At 61.4% G+C, this 17659-nt stretch carries 18 protein-coding genes and 1 riboswitch; of the genes, 7 read left to right on the top strand and 11 right to left on the bottom strand.

Translation table 11 applies throughout. From position 1 onward, the window contains the following. Positions 1 to 60: 60 nt before the first annotated feature. Positions 61 to 1593, top strand: a complete 1533-nt coding sequence (phoA, locus tag FEZ59_RS26290; RefSeq protein WP_019747635.1) for an alkaline phosphatase — start codon at positions 61 to 63, stop codon at positions 1591 to 1593. Between the two features lie 37 nt (positions 1594 to 1630). On the opposite strand, the gene FEZ59_RS26285 is transcribed toward phoA, so the two are convergent. From FEZ59_RS26285 to FEZ59_RS26270, 4 genes are read right to left on the bottom strand one after another with little or no spacing between them, the layout of a single operon-like run. Beyond that, complete coding sequence (locus FEZ59_RS26285; RefSeq protein WP_172933420.1) at positions 1631 to 2401, bottom strand: (2Fe-2S)-binding protein; 771 nt, start codon at positions 2399 to 2401, stop codon at positions 1631 to 1633. Continuing rightward, positions 2398 to 3231, bottom strand: a complete 834-nt coding sequence (locus tag FEZ59_RS26280; protein WP_020969107.1) for an ABC transporter ATP-binding protein — start codon at positions 3229 to 3231, stop codon at positions 2398 to 2400. The genes FEZ59_RS26285 and FEZ59_RS26280 overlap by 4 nt, the downstream gene beginning before the upstream one ends. Beyond that, entirely contained in the window at positions 3228 to 4268 is a 1041-nt protein-coding gene (locus FEZ59_RS26275; RefSeq protein ID WP_172933419.1) for an iron chelate uptake ABC transporter family permease subunit, read from the bottom strand. The genes FEZ59_RS26280 and FEZ59_RS26275 overlap by 4 nt, the downstream gene beginning before the upstream one ends. Continuing rightward, positions 4265 to 5260 (bottom strand): ABC transporter substrate-binding protein, encoded by a 996-nt coding sequence (locus FEZ59_RS26270; RefSeq protein WP_029254958.1) that lies wholly within the window; start codon positions 5258 to 5260, stop codon positions 4265 to 4267. The genes FEZ59_RS26275 and FEZ59_RS26270 overlap by 4 nt, the downstream gene beginning before the upstream one ends. 115 nt (positions 5261 to 5375) lie before the next feature. Next, positions 5376 to 5522: riboswitch (cobalamin riboswitch) on the bottom strand. A gap of 71 nt (positions 5523 to 5593) precedes the next feature. Here FEZ59_RS26270 and FEZ59_RS26265 point away from each other — a divergent pair. The 4 genes from FEZ59_RS26265 to FEZ59_RS26255 all read left to right on the top strand — a co-directional run bounded on the left by FEZ59_RS26265 (position 5594) and on the right by FEZ59_RS26255 (position 10504). Further along, positions 5594 to 7714 carry an MMPL family transporter gene (locus FEZ59_RS26265; protein ID WP_020906965.1) on the top strand — a complete coding sequence of 707 codons (2121 nt, stop codon included), beginning with the start codon at positions 5594 to 5596 and terminating at the stop codon, positions 7712 to 7714. Positions 7715 to 7843: 129 nt separating this feature from the next. After that, positions 7844 to 7966, top strand: coding sequence for a hypothetical protein (locus tag FEZ59_RS30340; protein WP_019747629.1), 123 nt, complete (start codon positions 7844 to 7846; stop codon positions 7964 to 7966). Positions 7967 to 8016: 50 nt separating this feature from the next. Next, positions 8017 to 10011: an SDR family oxidoreductase gene (locus FEZ59_RS26260; RefSeq protein ID WP_172933418.1), complete on the top strand. Its 1995-nt coding sequence runs from the start codon at positions 8017 to 8019 to the stop codon at positions 10009 to 10011. A gap of 169 nt (positions 10012 to 10180) precedes the next feature. Then, the gene (locus FEZ59_RS26255; protein ID WP_019747627.1) at positions 10181 to 10504 is read left to right on the top strand and encodes a hypothetical protein; all 324 of its coding nucleotides are present in this window, start codon (positions 10181 to 10183) and stop codon (positions 10502 to 10504) included. 380 nt (positions 10505 to 10884) lie between these two features. Here the strand turns inward: FEZ59_RS26255 and FEZ59_RS26250 are convergent, their stop codons facing one another. Continuing rightward, complete coding sequence (locus tag FEZ59_RS26250) at positions 10885 to 11874, bottom strand: pyridoxal-phosphate dependent enzyme (RefSeq protein ID WP_172933417.1); 990 nt, start codon at positions 11872 to 11874, stop codon at positions 10885 to 10887. Between the two features lie 81 nt (positions 11875 to 11955). On the opposite strand from FEZ59_RS26250, the gene FEZ59_RS26245 reads away from it, so the two are divergent. Then, the gene (locus FEZ59_RS26245; RefSeq protein WP_172933416.1) at positions 11956 to 12870 is read left to right on the top strand and encodes a LysR family transcriptional regulator; all 915 of its coding nucleotides are present in this window, start codon (positions 11956 to 11958) and stop codon (positions 12868 to 12870) included. A gap of 25 nt (positions 12871 to 12895) precedes the next feature. Here the strand turns inward: FEZ59_RS26245 and FEZ59_RS26240 are convergent, their stop codons facing one another. After that, positions 12896 to 13480, bottom strand: coding sequence for a TetR/AcrR family transcriptional regulator (locus tag FEZ59_RS26240; RefSeq protein ID WP_172933415.1), 585 nt, complete (start codon positions 13478 to 13480; stop codon positions 12896 to 12898). A gap of 77 nt (positions 13481 to 13557) precedes the next feature. Here FEZ59_RS26240 and FEZ59_RS26235 point away from each other — a divergent pair, with 77 nt between their 5' ends. Continuing rightward, complete coding sequence (locus FEZ59_RS26235; RefSeq protein ID WP_046378276.1) at positions 13558 to 14172, top strand: NAD(P)H-dependent oxidoreductase; 615 nt, start codon at positions 13558 to 13560, stop codon at positions 14170 to 14172. Positions 14173 to 14186: 14 nt separating this feature from the next. On the opposite strand, the gene FEZ59_RS26230 is transcribed toward FEZ59_RS26235, so the two are convergent. From FEZ59_RS26230 to FEZ59_RS26210, 5 genes are all read right to left on the bottom strand, one after another. Then, complete coding sequence (locus FEZ59_RS26230) at positions 14187 to 14768, bottom strand: GNAT family N-acetyltransferase (protein ID WP_153213046.1); 582 nt, start codon at positions 14766 to 14768, stop codon at positions 14187 to 14189. A gap of 184 nt (positions 14769 to 14952) precedes the next feature. Further along, positions 14953 to 15843 (bottom strand): sucrase ferredoxin, encoded by an 891-nt coding sequence (locus tag FEZ59_RS26225; RefSeq protein ID WP_172933494.1) that lies wholly within the window; start codon positions 15841 to 15843, stop codon positions 14953 to 14955. 42 nt (positions 15844 to 15885) lie between these two features. Then, complete coding sequence (locus FEZ59_RS26220; protein ID WP_080909688.1) at positions 15886 to 16458, bottom strand: YdeI/OmpD-associated family protein; 573 nt, start codon at positions 16456 to 16458, stop codon at positions 15886 to 15888. 9 nt (positions 16459 to 16467) lie between these two features. After that, entirely contained in the window at positions 16468 to 16971 is a 504-nt protein-coding gene (locus tag FEZ59_RS26215; RefSeq protein WP_070796262.1) for a hypothetical protein, read from the bottom strand. 8 nt (positions 16972 to 16979) lie between these two features. Then, positions 16980 to 17540 (bottom strand): TetR-like C-terminal domain-containing protein, encoded by a 561-nt coding sequence (locus FEZ59_RS26210; RefSeq protein WP_070386976.1) that lies wholly within the window; start codon positions 17538 to 17540, stop codon positions 16980 to 16982. Positions 17541 to 17659: the final 119 nt, after the last annotated feature.

Below are 17659 nucleotides of genomic sequence, written 5' to 3'. Positions count from 1 at the left end.
CCCAGATCATTAGCGGCGTTCATAATCTCCATCCATACTGTTTCCAGGAGTACTACTCGTATGTCGTTCTCGCGCAACACACGTAGGTTGACGGCCGTCGCCGGCGCCGTCGCCGTTCTGGCCGCTGCCGGCTGCAGCAGCAGTGCCGACGAGGCAACAGGCTCCAACGGCACGACCGTCGATCGCGCCGCGACCGGCGAACTGTCCTCGAACGGTGGTGCTCGCCGCATCGACGGTGATCAGTCGGCTGCAGTGCGTGACGCCGTCAACGCTTCCGGCGCGAAGAACGTCATCCTCCTGATCGGGGACGGCATGGGCGACTCGGAGATCACCGCCGCGCGCAACTACGCCGAGGGTGCTGCTGGCAGCTTCGCCGGCCTCGACGCCCTGCCGATCACCGGCCAGTACACGCACTACGCACTGACCAAGGACGGCAAGCCCGACTACGTCACCGACTCCGCTGCCAGTGGATCGGCATGGTCCACCGGCACCAAGACCTACAACGGCGCGATTTCCGTCGACATCAAGGGGCAGGCCCAGTCGACCGTCCTCGAGATCGCCAAGGCGAACGGCAAGGCCACCGGCAACGTCTCCACCGCCGAGGTGCAGGATGCCACCCCCGCAGTGCAGGTCGCGCACGTGAGCGGCCGCAAGTGCTACGGACCCGAGGCGACGTCCAAGTCCTGCCCGGAGAACGCCATCGAGAACGGCGGCAAGGGATCGATCAGCGAACAGCTCCTCGACACCCGCGCCGACGTCACCTTTGCCGGCGGCGCCAAGTCCTTCGCTGAAACCGCGAAAGCCGGTGACTGGCAGGGCAAGACCCTCAACGAGCAAGCTGCCGCTCGTGGCTACCAGCTGGTGAAGAATGCCGCCGAGATGAACGAGGTCGGCAAGGCCGATCAGGACGCACCCGTGCTCGGACTGTTCGCCGACGGCAACATGCCCGTCCGCTGGGAAGGCTCTGTCGCCACCCGCGACGGTTACCTGCAGCCCGCCGAAACCTGCGTCGACAATCCCAAGCGAACCTCCGACGTACCGAAGCTCGCGGACATGACGCAGAAGGCGATCGATCTACTGAAGGTCAACGACAACGGATTCTTCCTCCAGGTCGAAGGTGCCTCGATCGACAAGCAAGACCACGCAGCCAACGCGTGCGGTCAGATCGGTGAAACCGTCGACCTCGACGAAGCTGTGCAGAAGGCACTCGAATTTGCGAAGACCGACGGAGAAACCCTGGTCATCGTCACAGCCGACCACGCTCACACCAGCCAGATCGTCACCAACGTCAGCGCAGACGACATCGCCACCATCGCCAAGGACCAGAACATCCCGGTCGAGCGCGCCCAGGAAATCGTCTACCCCGGTCTGACCCGCAAGCTGACCACGAAGGACGGCTCGGAGATGACGATCAGCTACGGAACGTCCGAAGATCCGGCCGTCGAATCCGAAGGGCATACCGGAACTCAGTTGCGCGTAGCAGCTTTCGGCCCGCACGCGGCCAATGTCAGCGGCCTCACGGACCAGACCGATCTGTTCTTCACGATGACCGATGCGCTGGGACTCGACCGTTCCAAGGTCGCAGCTCACTGACCTGACAACACCCGACCCGGTAAAGGCCTGGGTCCAGTCACACCAGAGCAGCCAAGGCGCGCACCCGATCTTCGGGTGCGCGCTTCGGGCAACTGGTGCACTTACCTTCACCGGGCACCTCGTAAATCAGGCAGCACGACGCGCGCTGCGTGAATCTGCGTCGCCCGGATGCCACCGGTGTCAACGGATTAGAAACGCGCACAACACTTTCATTGCGGTCGACATCGACGAAACGCGGAACCGGAATGCCCGGGTTCTCACCGCGGAGAACATCGATCAGGCCGGCAGCAAATACACTTCCGCGCTCCCTCGCGCTAGCGGCGGCGTCGAGGCTGCGATTGGCGATGGAGTCCGTCGCGATCGCCCACAGCGCCTGCTGCCGAACGCCGGACACCTCGGCGAGTACCTCGATCACGGGACTGAGTGAGCGGAACATCGCGTGGCCCAACTCCGCCACACTCCGCGAGATCGGAATGACCGACCCGGCAGCAAACCCTCCCAGATAGCCGTTGTCACGCAAGAAGATCCGCCCACCGTCCAACGATGGATCGGCCGCGAACCCGGTCACCATTCCGGTTCCGATCGGAATGCCAGTCAGCGTGGAACTGGCCGAGTACCACCACAACGTGCCGTTCACTCGGTTGTCCGAACTCCCCCATCGCTCGGCCGTATCGGCGACACGTGCTGCCAACCACTGGGGGTCGGTCATCAACACCGCGGGCACCGTATCCGGATACGCGCTCAGGTTGTCGAAGAACGGCACCGCTACTGCCATACGGGCGTAGATCCCGGCTACCGATTCCGTCATGCCAGCCCCAATATCTCCATCCGCGGACGTACTCCGCGTTCGACTCGCGCCTTGATGCCGAAAACCTCGGCCAACAACGGCTCGTCCAACACCTCGACCGTAGACCCACACGCGCGGAGTTCACCTTCGGTGAGCACGGCAAGGTTGTCGCAATACTCGACTGCCAACCGTAGATCGTGCATCGTGACCACAACCGCGAGCCCCGCCGACGCAAGTTCGGCGAGCAATTCCATCACGATCAACTGGTGACGAAGATCGAGATGATTGGTCGGCTCGTCCAACAACAGAACCTTGGGCTCCTGAGCCAATGCGCGCGCTATCGAGACACGTTGCCGCTCACCACCCGACAGGGTGGACACGTCGCGTCCGGCAAGCTCGACCAGACCAACCTGCTCGATGCACCGGTCCACGATGGCGGTATCTCGCTCAGTGCTTCGGTCCAACCAGCTACGGTGCGGAGTTCGTCCGAGCGCGATCGATTCACGAACCGAAAGTCCTGCCGAGACAGTAGGTTCCTGGACGCTCGCCGAGATGGTTTTGGCGATGTCCTTACGCGAGAGCGTCGTCGAGTCGGCTTGATCGATCAGAACTGCGCCACCTGTCGGAGTCAAAGCGTTGTAGCAGCAGCGCAGCGCCGTCGTCTTGCCACTGCCGTTGGGTCCGACCAAGCCCAATATTTCACCGGACGTCACCGCGAAAGTGATGCCGCGCAGGACTTCGCGGTTGCCAAGCCGCGCCCGGGTCTCGACGAGTTCGAGCAGAGGCGCAGCTTCGGCGTCCTTCGGGAGTGTCTCTGTTCTGGCCTGTGTCACTGTTCTGGTCTGCGTCACTGTTCGAGCCTCCGATACTGCCGGTAGAGCATCCAGACGAAGATCGGTGCACCCACGAGGGCGGTGATCACTCCGACCGGAACTTCGGTGGATTGTGCCACCGAGCGCGCAGCGGTATCCGCGGCAACCATCGCGACGGCGCCCAGAAGGGCTGCGGCAGGGAGCAGTCGAATTGCTCTGGTGCCGACGATGAAACCGGCCAGATGTGGGATCAGGAGGCCGATGAATCCGATTCCACCGGCAACGCTGACTGCCGCGCCCGCCAGTACGGAGACCGCAAGCAAGGACAACACACGGAACCGTCGGACGTTCATACCGAGGGCAGCAGCCCCGTCGTCACCGGTCTGCAAGACGTCCATCCACCGCGAACTGAACAGAAGGGCGGTACCGACGACGACCAGCGTGATCGTCGGGAAGATCAGCGTCGACCATCGCGCATCACCGAATCCGCCGGCAATCCAGTGCATCACCGACGTCACGTGCCGATCATCGGCCAACACCAGGATGCAAAAGGTGATGAGCGCCGAGAATATCTGGGCGAGCGCTACACCCACCAAAATGATCGCGGTCGGCTGCGGATACCGGCCGCCGATCAGCAGTGCGAGAAACAACGGGATCATCGCCCCGACGAATGCTGCGACCGGAATCGTGAAAACCCCGAGGAGGCCGGCGCCGAAACCCAGCACCGACACGAGCACCACCATGAATCCCGCACCCGACGAAACTCCGAGCAGATACGGGTCGGCAAGAGGATTCCGTGTGACAGCCTGAGCAACGGCACCCGACATCGCCAAGGACGCACCCACCACCGCAGCCGTCAGGGCGCGCGGTAGGCGAGAATCGATCACGATCGACTCCCGCGCCGCGGTCCACCACGTCTCGAAAGTCCCTGGTGCCAAACGGGCTCCGACTATCGCCCAGACGTCACCGACGGGGATGCGAACCGATCCGAAGGAGACAGCCAACCCCAGTACGATCGCCAAGGCGACCAACAAGGCGACAAGCAGGGCGCCGTACCCGTAACGCGTGCGGGTCACTTCGCCGCGTCAGCGCCCGGATGGAAGGCTGTTGCGATGGTCTGTGCCGAACGCACCAACCGTGAACTCTCGAACAGGTCAGCGAGAGGAACCACGACGAACCGGTTCTGCTGCACAGCAGGGGTGGTCGCCATCAACGGCTGGGCACGGAGGAAGTCGATCTTCTGCTCGGCCGTCTTGTCGCCGTAGTCGATGACCACGATCGCCTGGGGTGCACGCTCGGCAACAGCTTCCCACGATGCGTCGATGTAGGGCTTTGTCCCTTCGGCGAAGATGTTCGAGACACCGGAGTATTCCGCGACCAATTGACCGACGCCGACTCCGCCGATAGTCGTCGGAACCTGGTCACCACTGTCGTAGAAGAAGGTCGGTACCGGCGCCGCGTCCCCGACCGAAGCGCGGACGGAATCGAGACCATCGCTGATCTCCTCTGCGACCTCGCGGGCGGAATCTTCAACGCCCAGGACTCGACCGAGTTGCGTGTAGTCGTTCTCGAGCAATCCGATGTCGGGGAAGCCGGTGCCACAGTATTCGGAGAACAAGAAGGTGTTGATTCCGCGCTCGCCGAAGGCGTCTCGGGAACGGCCTTGCTTCTCGTTGAAGGCACTGGTCATTCCTCCGACCACGAAGTCCGGGTCGACGTCGAGAACCTGCTCCATGCTGGGGAACGTATCGGAGAGGCTGGGAATCTTGTTGAATACATCGGCGGTCTCGGCAGTTGGCGGGTTGTCGCTGTACGCCCGACCGACGATCCGGTCACCCGCACCGATTTCGATGAGCGCCTCGGTGACATGCCCGTTCAAAGACACGATGCGCTGCGGCGGCGAGTCGAAGGTCATCTCTCGATCGCAGTTGGTCACGGACACAGGCTGTGCGAAGGATTCCGCAGCAGACGCGGACTCTGATTCCTGGCCTTTGGAACAACCTGCCGAAACCAAGGCGACCGCGATGAGAACAGCGGCGGCGCGGGACGGGGAGAACTGAAGTGACACGGGGACCTCGTAAGGGCTCTGAGCCACGAATGAGAATCCGACAGACAACTCCGCCCGCACACTGATACTCGGCCAGAGCTCCTGCTGGACTTCCTTTTCGTAGACCACGACGAATGGATGTCGCACACCGCGCGGTGGGTAATCGGGCTTGCCGACGCTCGGTGACTACCGAGAATCGACCTACCGTTGCGGGTCAGCGCCGGATTCGGACCGGCTTCCCCCACACGCGTGGCTTGCAAGTGCTTCGAGCAGTATGCATGACGTTTCCGATTCAAGACCAAACGCCCACTACAGTCGATCTGGCCAGACGCCCCCACACACCGGAGTTGATACATGACACGCTGGGCCCAAACCGTCGTCGCCCGGAAATGGTGGGTACTGAGCCTCGCGGTTCTGATAGTTCTCATCAGTGGGGTGTGGGGACTCGGAGTGTTCGGCAAGCTCAGCCAGGGCGGCTTCATCGATCCGGGCAGCGACTCCGCGAAGGTTGCGGACATCATCGAAGACAATCTCGGGCCGCAGACCCCGGACATCATCGCGATCTACTCACCCACCGACGGTAAGACCCTCGACGACATCGGGCCGGCAGTAACGGCCGCCGTCGACCAGTTCAAAACGGAAGTGCCGACCGCGTCGGTGAAGTCGTATTGGGGAACAGACGCCGCGGCCAAGGCCAGCCTACTCTCGAACGACGGATCCATGGCGGCCGTTGCGATCACGTTGGCACCGGACTCGGGCGTCACACCGGCCACTTTCGCCGATCTCTTGCCGAAGCTCGAAGTTGAAGGTGCCGAGGCACAATTCGCGGGCAATACCGTCGTCGGCGTTGCCTTCAACACCAAGCTCGAGAAAGACCTGGTGGTCGCCGAAGCCATCGCCATTCCGATCACTCTGGTGCTGTTGGTCTTCATCTTCGGCGGCATCGTCGCTGCGGCGGTTCCGGTATTCGTGGGTGTACTCAGTGTCTTGAGCGCCTTGGCGGTTCTGCGAATCCTCACGTTGATCACCGATGTGTCCTCGTTCTCGATCAACGTCGCTTCTCTTCTCGGGTTGGGACTTGCAATCGACTACGGACTGTTCGTGGTCGGTCGGTTCCGTGAAGAACTGAATTCGGGCTCGGACCCGGGAGCGGCTGCGCAGCGGACAGTTCTGACCGCGGGTCGCACCGTCATGTTCTCGGGTCTGCTGCTGATCTGCGCGTTCAGCGGCATGCTCGTTTTCCCGCAGGCCGTCATCCGGTCTTTGGGTTTCGGTGCGATCGCAGCAGTACTGAGCGCGGCAGTTCTGTCGCTGACCGCTGTGCCTGCGCTGCTTGCCATTCTGGGGCATCGCATCAACGCCCTGACGTGGCGCAAGGATGCGGCGCAACGCGGCGAGGAACGCTCGCGCAAGTTCTGGGGCCGCGTCGTCACGTGGGTGATGAAGCGTCCGGTCGCGGTCTCGGTGACGATCGTGGCCGTGCTGCTCGTGATGGCCTCGCCGCTGCTCGGTGCCCGTTTGGGAGAACTCTCGTACACCGCACTCCCGGACAACGACCCCGCTCGCGTCGCAATGGACACGTTGGTCAACGACTTCCCGCAGACCGGCAACGGCGCGACGATGATCCTTCAGGCCGAGGACGGGAACACTCTCACCCCGGCCGAAGGTGCAGCGATCGCCGAGTCCGCCGGTCAGGTCGAGGGCATCGGTCAGGCGACCGTCGTCGCGAGCACCAATCAACTCATCGCGGTTCAGGCTCTCTACAGCGAGGGCTCTACACCCCAATCACAGAGCACCGCAGTGACAGATCTGCGTGCGATCTCCGCTCCTGACGGAACAGTGCTGCTTGTCGGTGGCGGTCAAGCCATGGTCGACGACGGCAACAACGCCGTCCTGCACTGGTTGCCGGTGATGATCCTCATCATGGTCGGATCGACCTTGATCCTGTTGTTCCTCGCGTTCGGTTCGGTGGTCCTGCCCATCAAGGCGGTACTGATGGCCGCGCTGAGCCTCGCGACCACCTTCGGTGTCCTCACCTTCGTCTTCCAGGACGGTCACGGCGTCGAACTCCTCGGGGTCAGTCAAACTCCGCTGGAGGCGACGTTCGTCGTGCTCATCCTGGCGGTGGTGTTCGGATTGTCCACGGACTACGAGGTTTTCCTGATGTCCCGGATGGTCGAGGCCAAGAACGCGGGAGCGACGACGGAGGAAGCAGTCAAGTTCGGAACCGAACGCACCGGCCGAATCGTGACGGCCGCCGCCCTACTCCTGATCGTGGTGACGGGGGCATTCGCGATGTCCGGGTTGTCGGTGATGAAGTTCCTGGGCGTCGGCATGATCGTCGCGCTGATCGTCGACGCGACCATCATCCGCATGTTGCTCGTGCCCTCGCTGGTGAAGTTGATGGGCGAAGCGAACTGGTGGGCTCCGGCCTGGATGAAAAAAGTTCACGCGAAGGTCGGCATCGGCCACTGATTTCGGGCCACTGATCACGCACTAGTGGATTTCCCTGATCGGGCAGTCGTCCTCGAGGATGACTGCCCGATCAGGGAAATCGCTCCGCAGGGCGATGTTCTCCGAAGCTGATTTCGTCAAACTTGGAGCATGACAATTTTCGAATGGATCCTTGCAATCCCCGCTCTTGCACTTGCCGTCGCGTTCCTGTTTTCCGGAATCATCACTGCGGGCATCGACTTCGACACCGAGGATGGCGTCATGACGCACTGATGTCCGGTTCCCTCTAGCCGTCGATCTTACTTTGGAGTAAGTTACCGACCATGGCCACATACATCGTCACTGGCGGTACCGGGTTCCTCGGACGAGCTGTACTACCGCTCCTGCTCGAGCATGATGAAACTGCTCAGATCCACGTGCTGGTCAGAGCGGGTTCTGTCGCAAAACTCGAAGCACAGGTGTCGGCAATTCCCGGCGGCGATCGAGTGCATCCGCTCGTTGGCGATCTGACCGAGCCCGAGCTGGGCATCGACTCTCCCCCGCCGGCCGACCATGTCCTTCACCTCGGCGCGATCTACGACATCACGGCCGGAGACGAGCAGGCTTCGACGAATGTCGAGGGCACACGCTCCGTGGTCGAACTTGCTGCGAAACTGGGAGCCACCCTTCATCACGTGTCATCGGTCGCAGTCGCAGGCGACTATCCGGGCACGTTCAGCGAGACCGATTTCGATTGCGGCCAAGGCTTTCCGACGCCGTACCACCGAACCAAGTTCGAGGCCGAGAAGCTCGTTCGAGAACGAGAAGGCCTCACCTGGCGTGTTTATCGGCCGTCTGCCGTGGTCGGCAACTCCGTCACCGGAGAGATGGACAAGATCGACGGACCGTATTACTTGTTCCCAGGTCTGGCGCTACTCGCGAAACTACCTGCAGCACTACCTGTCCCGATCCCCAACCTCGGGGCAACCAACGTGGTGCCGGTCGATTATGTGGCCGCTGCCCTCGTCGAGTTGATGCATGTGCCCGGCCGTGACGGCGAAGCATTCCATCTCGTCAATCCGAAACCTCAACCGGTACGCGAAATCTATGCCGGCCTCGCCAAGGCCGCCGGAGCACCGCGGCCCGCGCTCAGCCTGCCGGGCGTGATCGCCAAACCCTTTGTCTCGCCATTGCCGATGGACTCGGCAGAATCGGCACGAAAAGTCTTCCTCGATCGCATCGGCATGCCTGCGGCGTTGCTCGACAACATGACGATGGCGCCGACCTTCACCTCCGAGAGAACCGTTGCCGCCCTCGCCGGATCAGGCCTGACGGTCCCCGAGTTCGGCTCCTACTCGACGGTCTTGTGGAAGTACTGGCGCGCAAACCTCGATCCCAATCGCGCACGTCGCAACCATCCCGAAGGACCACTTGTCGGTCGGATAGTCCTGATCACCGGTGGCTCGTCCGGAATCGGGAAGGCCTCTGCCATCGCCGCCGCCCAGAAAGGCGCCACAGTTCTCCTGATCGCACGCCGCACCGACGAACTCGATGCCGCGGTACAGGAGATTCGATCAACCGGAGGCAAAGCGTTCGGCTATCCCTGCGACATCACCGACGACGAGTCGGTCCAGCATACGATCAAAAGCATTCTGACAGAACATGATCACGTGGACATGTTGGTCAACAACGCCGGCCGATCCATTCGGCGCGGCATTTACCATTCCACGGATCGTTTCCACGACTACGAACGAACAATGGCCGTGAACTACTTCGGCGCTGTGCGATTGGTGCTCGCATTGTTGCCCACCATGCGTTCTCGCCGCTTCGGTCACATCGTGAACATCAGCAGCGCGGGAGTCCAGGCGGCAACGCCTAGATTCTCGGCCTACGTGGCGAGCAAGGCCGCGCTCGACGGTTTCTCCGACGTAGCTGCCTCCGAAACCCTGGCGGACGGAATCACTTTCACGACCATCCACATGCCGCTGGTCGAAACGCCGATGATCGCTCCGACCGGCGAATACAACAACGGCCCGATCACCAGCCCGGAAAAGGCTGCGGCAATGGTGATCCGCGCGCTGATCGAACGCCCCAAGCGCATCGACGTGCCACTGGGCACTCTGGGTGATCTGGGAACCTTGTTCGCACCGCACACCAAGGACCGGATTCTCAACCAGATGTACCAGGCCTTCCCAGACTCCCCGGCGGCAAAGGGGCAGGTAGACAAAGAAACTCCGTCAGACGTTTCGGCAACACCGTCGCGTCAGCGCCATTCACGCTCACGCATCCGCAAACTCGGCCGACGCGCCGCCCGGCTCGTGCCCGGAACGCACTGGTGACCGGTGGTGTGACTTCGCCCCGGAGCGTGTTGGCCACTGCAAGGGATCTGCAGTGCTAGTCATCAGAATCTATCCTGACCATGGTCATCCCAGTTCACTATGGTCGTCGAAGGAATTGATTGTCGTCCCGCCGCAACGGTTCCCGCAGGCATACGTTCTCCCGAGCCAAATGGGGATCGACGACGAACTCGGAGAGAAGATACTGGCGTGGACTGATCGCTTCCAAAAGTTCTTTGTGACTGAGATCGACGGCTTCGCGATGCGACCGAGGTGGCGTCCAGGGATCAATGTTTTCGACTGGTACGACGAGGGCTATCGGATCGTGGGCGAACTTCGCGCACGGTTTCCGGACGTGCACGTCAAACCTGAATTTGCCCAGTATGTCTTTTCGGTCAACGAGCGTCGGGAAAGCATGGGGCTTGTGCCGGTCAGCCTTCCGAACGAACCCAAGGCCGGACACATAAGCATCACTGAACTCCTGCACCCCAAATGAGTTTCAGAGCCATGGCGATGAATGCGATCGATACTGCGGCAGTGATCGAGTTTTCCCATCCGAGGGCGAAGTAAACTGCGGAAGAATCGAAATCCACTGCCTCGCAAAAGGCTACGGGAAACGGGATCCAGGCCCATCGTGTTTCTTCGAGTAATCCGATTCCATACGAACTTGATCTACAAAGCTCCGATGCGGACGCTGGGAACCCCCAACGTGAGGTCACTCCGAAACTCACGATCAATCCAAGAACACCGACGACCAGCATGAGTGCGCAAATATTGAGAGTACGTGACTTTTCTCGGGGTGAAGTCATTGGCACACAGTACTTCGGCTTTCCGTCAGTTCGCTGACACTGCACATTGTTCCGAATACGAGATCAATTAGCTGACGACCCTGCGGATCTCACTCTCGGAGGCATTGGCGCCCGTACAGACGACGGCAACACGCTTACCCGCGAAGGTGTTCGGATGTGCGTGGACCGCAGCAAGTGCGGCCGCACCGGCGCCCTCACTCAAAGTGTGTGCGTCGAAGAGGAGAGCCCGCTGAGCGAGGGTGATGTCATCGTCCGTGACGAGCAAGAAACCACCTAGCCGTTCTCGCATGACACGTTGAGTCAATGAGAATCCGGCCCCGGTCGCGAGCCCTTCGACACGAGTGGCGTTCGGGCGCTCGACACAGGTGCCGGAAGTCCACGAGTCGTGCGCCGCTCGTGCGGCCTCCGACTGCACCGCGAACACCTCCAGGTGCGGTGCAAGCGCACTGGCGACGAGGCAAGCGGCCGCCGCACCACTGCCACCACCGATGGGGACGACCACGGCGTCCAGATCTGGCTGCTGCTCGACAAGTTCGACGTACGCCGTGGCAACACCGGCGAGGATTGCCGGCTCATTGGCGGCGCTGACGAGACGCAGGCCGTCACGTTCGCTGATGAACTCTGCGTGAGCGCGTGCCTCGTCGAAGTTTGCGCCGTGCTCGATGAGCTCGGCCCCAAGCATGCGGACAGCGTGAGCCTTGACCGGATTCGCCCCAGCCGGCATCACAATTACGCACCGCACGCCCGCATCCGCTGCGGCATACGCCAGGGACTGAGCATGATTTCCCGTCGAGTAGCCGATGATGCCTCGGGCCCGCGTCGGCTCATCGAGTCCAGCCACCAGGTTCAGTCCACCGCGAACCTTGAACGCACCTGTGGGTTGCACGTTCTCATGTTTGACGAACAACTGGCTGCACGAGCCCGCTCCCAAGGTCGGGTGCGATATCAGGGGCGTGACCGGTAGGTGGCGTCGGACAACCTGACTTGCACGCTGAATGTCCGCCCATGTGGGTGGTTGTAGCCCGGTTGTTGCCGCGAGATCAGGTGCCTGTGCCATGTGGATCACCCTGTCAAACACTGATTCATAGGTCTAATACATGTTTTCGTCGAAAGCATCGAAATCCTCTATGATTTCGTCATGCTCGATCTAATTCGACTTAGGGTCTTGGTCGCTGTCGCGCAGGAAGGATCGGTGACAGCCGCCGCCGATTCGCTCGGTTACGCGCAGCCCTCCATCAGTCACCACCTTCGACAGCTCGAATCGGAAGTCGGAGTTCCGCTGTTCCAGCGAGCCGGTCGTGGGCTACGTCTGACGGATGCCGGTGCGGTACTGGTTCGGCGCGCCACGGAAATTCTCGGTCACGTCGACGCTGCCGTAGCCGAAGTCGAAACGTACGCGGGACTGAGGGCGGGGCGGGTACGACTTGCCGCATTCCCGTCAGCCCTGGCGAGTTTGATTCCGCAGGCGATGGCAGCGTTCACGTCCCAGTACCCCGACGTGTCCATCAGCCTCGTTGATGCAGAACCACCCAAAGCACTTGCAATGCTTCGTAACAACGACGTCGACGTAGCTGTCGTTTTCGCACACGCGGATACCCCGGATGTGGGGCTGAAGCACGTCACCCTAACGACGTTGCTGGACGATCCGTTGTACCTGATCACCTCTGCGCGGAATGCAGATGCCGCCAACGAGATCACGGACTACGCCGGTGAGACCTGGATTGCAGGCTGTCCGAGCTGCCGCGCCCACCTTCTCACCGCCTGCAATCGAGCTGGGTTCGTTCCACGGATCGAGTTCGAGACCGACGACTACGTCGCGGTCCAAGCGCTGGTCGCCTCCGGAAGCGGAGTCAGCACCCTTCCCACCCTCGCTCTCCATGCACATCAGAACCCGGGTATCCGCGCACACCGCATTCGCGGCGAGCGACGCACTGTCTCCGTCGCAACCTTCGGGAAACCTCCGCTCGCTCCTGCCATTGACGCGTTCGTCAGCACCCTGGCGGCGACATCCGACTCCGTGCGTGAGCGGTTCGAATTGGATGGGCACCTGTAGGCGATGAGATCACGGCTGCACCGCACTACCCAGTCAGTGATGGCCTGCCGACAACCGCGACGATCAGCGCGGCAAGTTCACCTTTGGCGTCCTCGGGCGAGAGCACTCCGACGACCGCCGCGTGCGAGAGGGCCTCTGCAGCACCGAATATCGCAGTCATCGATGATCGCCCAAGCCCGTCGGCACTGAAAGGAGCCAGCACCTCGCGACAACGCTCTGAATAGGCGCGTTCCGACTCGCGCTTGACCTGCTCCAGCTCGGGCGAGCCCTCCAGCGCTGCAAGCACTCCCGTCAGTTCACGCCCCTGTGCCAGTGAACATCCGACATAGGAGTCGGCGATGGCATTCGCCCGCCCGTTCACAGACTCCTCCGCAGCTTCGAGGTATTCCCCGAGCATCACCGTCTGACGATCGTCGAATTCCTTGAAGAGGGCCGCCAACAGCGCAGCGCGGGAGGCGAAATGGCTGTAGACGACCGGCTTTGCAACGCCGGCACGTTCAGCCAACCGGCCGAGGGTCAGCGCATCCGCGCCCTCCTCTCGCACCAGTGCCCACGACACCTCCACGAGTTGTTCGTACCTGTCGGCCCGCGACAGTCTCGGTCGTGCCATCGGACACCTCCTTGCGCTATATACCAATAGTAACCTACTCTTAGTACATAAGCGCACCATCTACCGAAGGAACGCTCATGACCACACTCGTCGTAGTCTCCCACTCCGATCCACAGTCACTTACCCAGCATGTCGCCCGTTCTACCTCCGACGCGATCCGCAACCTGGGCGGCGATGTCGACATCGCGGACCTACATGCCGAGAATTTCGATCCCCGATTCTCCAAAGCCGATGTGAACCTGTTCCGCGGCAAGGGAACTCCCCCGGCCGACGTTGTAGCCGAGCAGGACCGAATCGATCGAGCAGACGATCTGATTCTCGTGTTTCCGATGTACTGGTGGTCGATGCCCGCACTACTCAAAGGTTGGATCGATCGAGTCTTCGTCAGCGGATGGGCGTACGAGTTCACCCCGGGAAGCGAATTCGTGAAGAAACTGGACCGACTCACGGTCCACCTGATCCCGGTCGCGGGTGACGACGCGGAGAGTTTCGAACGCCACGGTGTGTACGAGGCCTTCCAGACACAGATCGAGCGCGGCATCATCGAATACTGCGGTGCCACACTCGGATCGACAACATTCGTTCACGAGTCGGACACGAAGAGCCGCGATACCCTCGCCGCAGAAATCCAAGACCTCAGCGAAAGCATCGCTGCCCGTGTCGCCTACCCTGCGACCGTGGCTTCCCGTTGACGGTCAGACATCGGTCAACTGACGCTTGACCGGCCCGTGACTGCCCAGTAGCGAAGCGTATCCCCCGTGTGACCGAGGTTGCGCGACAACTGATCAGCTGGGCGCACGCTGTCGAGTAGACCACCACACCCTTCGATTGCCTTACGTGAACCCGCGTTCGTTTCGTCGCAGGTAATCATGACGCGACTGAGCCCCACCGGGTCGCCTGCATACGTGAGTACTTCCCGCAGAGCAGCCGACGCTAAACCTTTCCGGCGTTCCGACGGCCTGACCCCATAGCCGATGTGACCACCGACATCGGCCAAGAACTCATTCAAGCTGTGCCGCAACTGGATAGCGCCGAGATACCTGCCGTCTCGAACGATCCACCAGTTGGTTGCCGGGACAATGTCGGGCCCCGGCACTGCCTCTGGCTGCGCCAACAACTCCTGCACCCACTGCCCGAATCCATCCCGGGAGGCAAGATCGAGATCTAGACGTTGCGCAACTCCCAATGCCGAACCGGGCTGGTCCACCTGCGGTCCGCCCCACTCGTCACGCGACTCCAACCAAGACGCCCACAAGGCCTCGTCAGGTGCAACCAGATCGACAGTCATAGCTGCGATGCTACTTCGCACCTGCAACGGTGCCGCTATTCCCCCGAACCGCCGCTGCCTAAGTCCCGAATCCGCTTGTCACGCCAGCAGACTGTGGATCTGATGGAGTCCGTATCCTCTGCACCACCTGCCGGCCCATGTGATCGCATTCATCGAGACTGATCGTATGAAACCGACGATGAAATCACAGGTCTCGAATCGACGTGACCACAACTGGCCTGACCGGCTTGGGTGCCGCGCCGCAACTCGGTGGACGCGGCGCGAGTTCGGAGACTGCCGTCTCCACGGCCCATCGCCGGCCGTCCACATGTGCGACGACGGATGTCCCGTCACTCGCCTGCTCGATGACAGCCAAGTCGTCGATTCCGCAGCTTATTTGTTGTCGTACGGCAATTTCCGAAGCCTGCCCCGCAGGAGACCAGCAACTCCGTCCACGCAGGCCTGGCAAATGGACCTGAGCTCGGGAAGCCACCTCCACGGCCGTGACACTCTCACCAGAGGACAGACGGCCGTACGTATTGCCGCTCGGCAGCAGGATCATCGACGGCGCAAATCGGTGCCCGCCAGTATGCGAACACTCCCACACCTGGGGTCCGAAGGACGACATCAGCGCTGCGGCAATCGGCCTACCGAACACAGCGCAGCATTGGTCACGCTTACCGTGCGCACAAACCAAGACGACTGGCTCGTCCACCGATTCGCCCAATCCTGGTGGAGGGCCGTCGAGTAGCGCGAAATCCATGTCGAGCAGGTCAGCCGGTGAATCGATGCGCAACCGTTCGCACCACGAGTCGCTCGGATCGGAGCGCGCGAGCAAGACCGTGTGTCCATCAGTCAACAGATCGGTGCGGCCTGGTCGCCGAATGAACATGATTCGTACGTCGGCAGCATCAGCTCGCCGACTCAGCTCGGCGGCAAGCTCCTCCCCCAAGGCCGTACCGTCCAGCACGTCACGACCCCAAGCGGCATTGAATTCGAGGCATACCCAACCCCGCACGACGGCAGCGCTGCCTGCCAACGGTTCGTCAACAGCAGACAGCGCGGAACAGGTCTCGGCTTCGATCACGAGCCCTATTGTGTCAGCCACGTTGAAAGTCGATCAGCCGTCCCAGTCAGCTCAGTAGAACTTCTTGCCCTCCGCGAGTTGGTTCACGAACTTCTCGATCCGCCTGGCGCGTGTCTCCGGACGCTTTGCCTCCTGCAGTCGGTACGCGATGGTGAATCGATTGGTGGAATTGAGCGTCGCGTAGAACTCGCGAGCCTTCGGGTTTTCCGCAAGCGCATCGAGAAAGTCCTTCGGGACCTCGGCCTTGGCTGCTCCCTCGTACGCGCGATCCCAGCGGCCGTCGGCCTTGGCCTTCTCTATCTCAGCGATGCCGGACGGCTCGAGGAGTCCCGCAGCGTCGAGGCGGGCGACTATCTCGACGTTGCGTTTGGACCACGGACTCCGCGCAGTGCGACGCGAAAACTTCTGCACGAAAAAATCGTCGTCGATTCGCCGGGAGAGGCTGTCGATCCAGCCGAAGCACAAGGCAACGTCCAACGCTTGGTCGTAGTCGATCGAACTGTGTGACGAGTTCTTCTTGGCCATTTTCAGCCAAAGCCCGGGGACCGCCTCGTGGTTCTCGCACAGCCATCGACGGAACTCTTCTCCGTCAGCGAAGTATTCGGTACCGAGTTCGACTGCCATCAGTGCTCCTCATTTTCGCGATACCCATACTCTGACAAAACCCTGCGACAAATATCCGAAAGTTCCGAGTGCGAGTACCCATTTGGCAATACTGACCGTCGAGGCGGCGCGAACCCTCGAGTCGGTGATGCTGTCGCGATGATCGAGGAAATGGAGGCCGACCACGTTCTCGACATAATCGCCCGCCGCCGACAGCACCGGCGCTACGGCAAGCGCACGCCGAGTTGCGGCCGAAAGGGGAACCCGCTCTCCGAGCCGCTTGCCTGCGGACCGCAAAGCCATCGCGTAGATCGCGGGATGTACGAAGTCCGGGTAGTAGTGACTACGAAATCGCGCCGTGGCCTCCGCATCCATGGAGTCCAAGATCTCGAGGTACCGACGAGCGGAAAACGCCGTCTGCACTTCCAATACTTTAGGAGCCACCGGCCCGAGTAAACGCGCAATGTTTGCTTGTGAGACAACAAAAGCGGTGGTCCACAGTGCCATCGTCTTCGCAGAGCCGGTTAGTGCCATGCCGTCGATCATTTCACTATTGGATCAACGCCGACGACAAGTGCAACCAGTTTGTCGAGTTCGATACGAGGCTCGGTGTTCTGGGAAATCGCTGCCAGCCGGATCGGCGAAGCTAGTGCCGCGAGAACAGTATCTGGATCAGTACCGTCCGGGACCTCGCCGCGTTCGATTCCACGGTGAATCATGACCGCTGCCGCATCGAATCGGGCGCGCCAGAACTGTGCGCGCGCAGCCAAGATTTCCGCGTCGTCGGTAGGCATCACACCCGTACGGGCCAGTGCCAATCCGGTGTCTGTCGCGAGCCAATCTTGGAGACTCCGAGCAAAAGTCCGAAGATCACCGAAGAGTGTCCCGGTGTCAGGTATCGCCAAACCTGCATCCGTGAACTCGCGGAGAGCATCCACGACCAGCAAGTCGACCGTCGCCCATCGGCGGTAGATCGACGTTGGATGAACGTCCGCTTCGACCGCTATCGCGGCGATCGTCACCGACTGCGGTCCTAGTTCAGCAACCTTTCGCACAGTCGCTTCGATCACGGCCGTTCGGACCGCTCGGCCCCTTTGCTTCATGGCCTCATTGTGCCAACCGCGACACCCCGTCATATCGCAACAACTACTTGCGATATGTTCGATACTAGGGCGATTCCTTCAACCAGTGAGGCAGCGATTTACATGGTCATGTTCTTCGA

It is taken from the genome of Rhodococcus sp. MS13, assembly GCF_013277835.1.
Classification (GTDB): Bacteria; Actinomycetota; Actinomycetes; order Mycobacteriales; family Mycobacteriaceae; genus Rhodococcus_F; species Rhodococcus_F erythropolis.
This window is presented reverse-complemented; position numbering and strand designations above follow the sequence as displayed.

Bases quoted from the DNA above. Each gene is read 5' to 3' on its own strand.
- FEZ59_RS26250 (WP_172933417.1), bottom strand. From the start codon at position 11,874: ATGGCACAGGCACCTGATCTCGCGGCAACAACCGGGCTACAACCACCC.
- phoA (WP_019747635.1), top strand. From the start codon at position 61: ATGTCGTTCTCGCGCAACACACGTAGGTTGACGGCCGTCGCCGGCGCC.
- FEZ59_RS26260 (WP_172933418.1), top strand. From the start codon at position 8,017: ATGGCCACATACATCGTCACTGGCGGTACCGGGTTCCTCGGACGAGCT.
- FEZ59_RS26235 (WP_046378276.1), top strand. From the start codon at position 13,558: ATGACCACACTCGTCGTAGTCTCCCACTCCGATCCACAGTCACTTACC.
- FEZ59_RS30340 (WP_019747629.1), top strand. From the start codon at position 7,844: ATGACAATTTTCGAATGGATCCTTGCAATCCCCGCTCTTGCACTTGCC.
- FEZ59_RS26265 (WP_020906965.1), top strand. From the start codon at position 5,594: ATGACACGCTGGGCCCAAACCGTCGTCGCCCGGAAATGGTGGGTACTG.
- FEZ59_RS26240 (WP_172933415.1), bottom strand. From the start codon at position 13,480: ATGGCACGACCGAGACTGTCGCGGGCCGACAGGTACGAACAACTCGTG.
- FEZ59_RS26215 (WP_070796262.1), bottom strand. From the start codon at position 16,971: ATGGCACTAACCGGCTCTGCGAAGACGATGGCACTGTGGACCACCGCT.
- FEZ59_RS26255 (WP_019747627.1), top strand. From the start codon at position 10,181: ATGGGGATCGACGACGAACTCGGAGAGAAGATACTGGCGTGGACTGAT.
- FEZ59_RS26230 (WP_153213046.1), bottom strand. From the start codon at position 14,768: ATGACTGTCGATCTGGTTGCACCTGACGAGGCCTTGTGGGCGTCTTGG.
- FEZ59_RS26245 (WP_172933416.1), top strand. From the start codon at position 11,956: ATGCTCGATCTAATTCGACTTAGGGTCTTGGTCGCTGTCGCGCAGGAA.
- FEZ59_RS26285 (WP_172933420.1), bottom strand. From the start codon at position 2,401: ATGACGGAATCGGTAGCCGGGATCTACGCCCGTATGGCAGTAGCGGTG.
- FEZ59_RS26220 (WP_080909688.1), bottom strand. From the start codon at position 16,458: ATGGCAGTCGAACTCGGTACCGAATACTTCGCTGACGGAGAAGAGTTC.
- FEZ59_RS26210 (WP_070386976.1), bottom strand. From the start codon at position 17,540: ATGAAGCAAAGGGGCCGAGCGGTCCGAACGGCCGTGATCGAAGCGACT.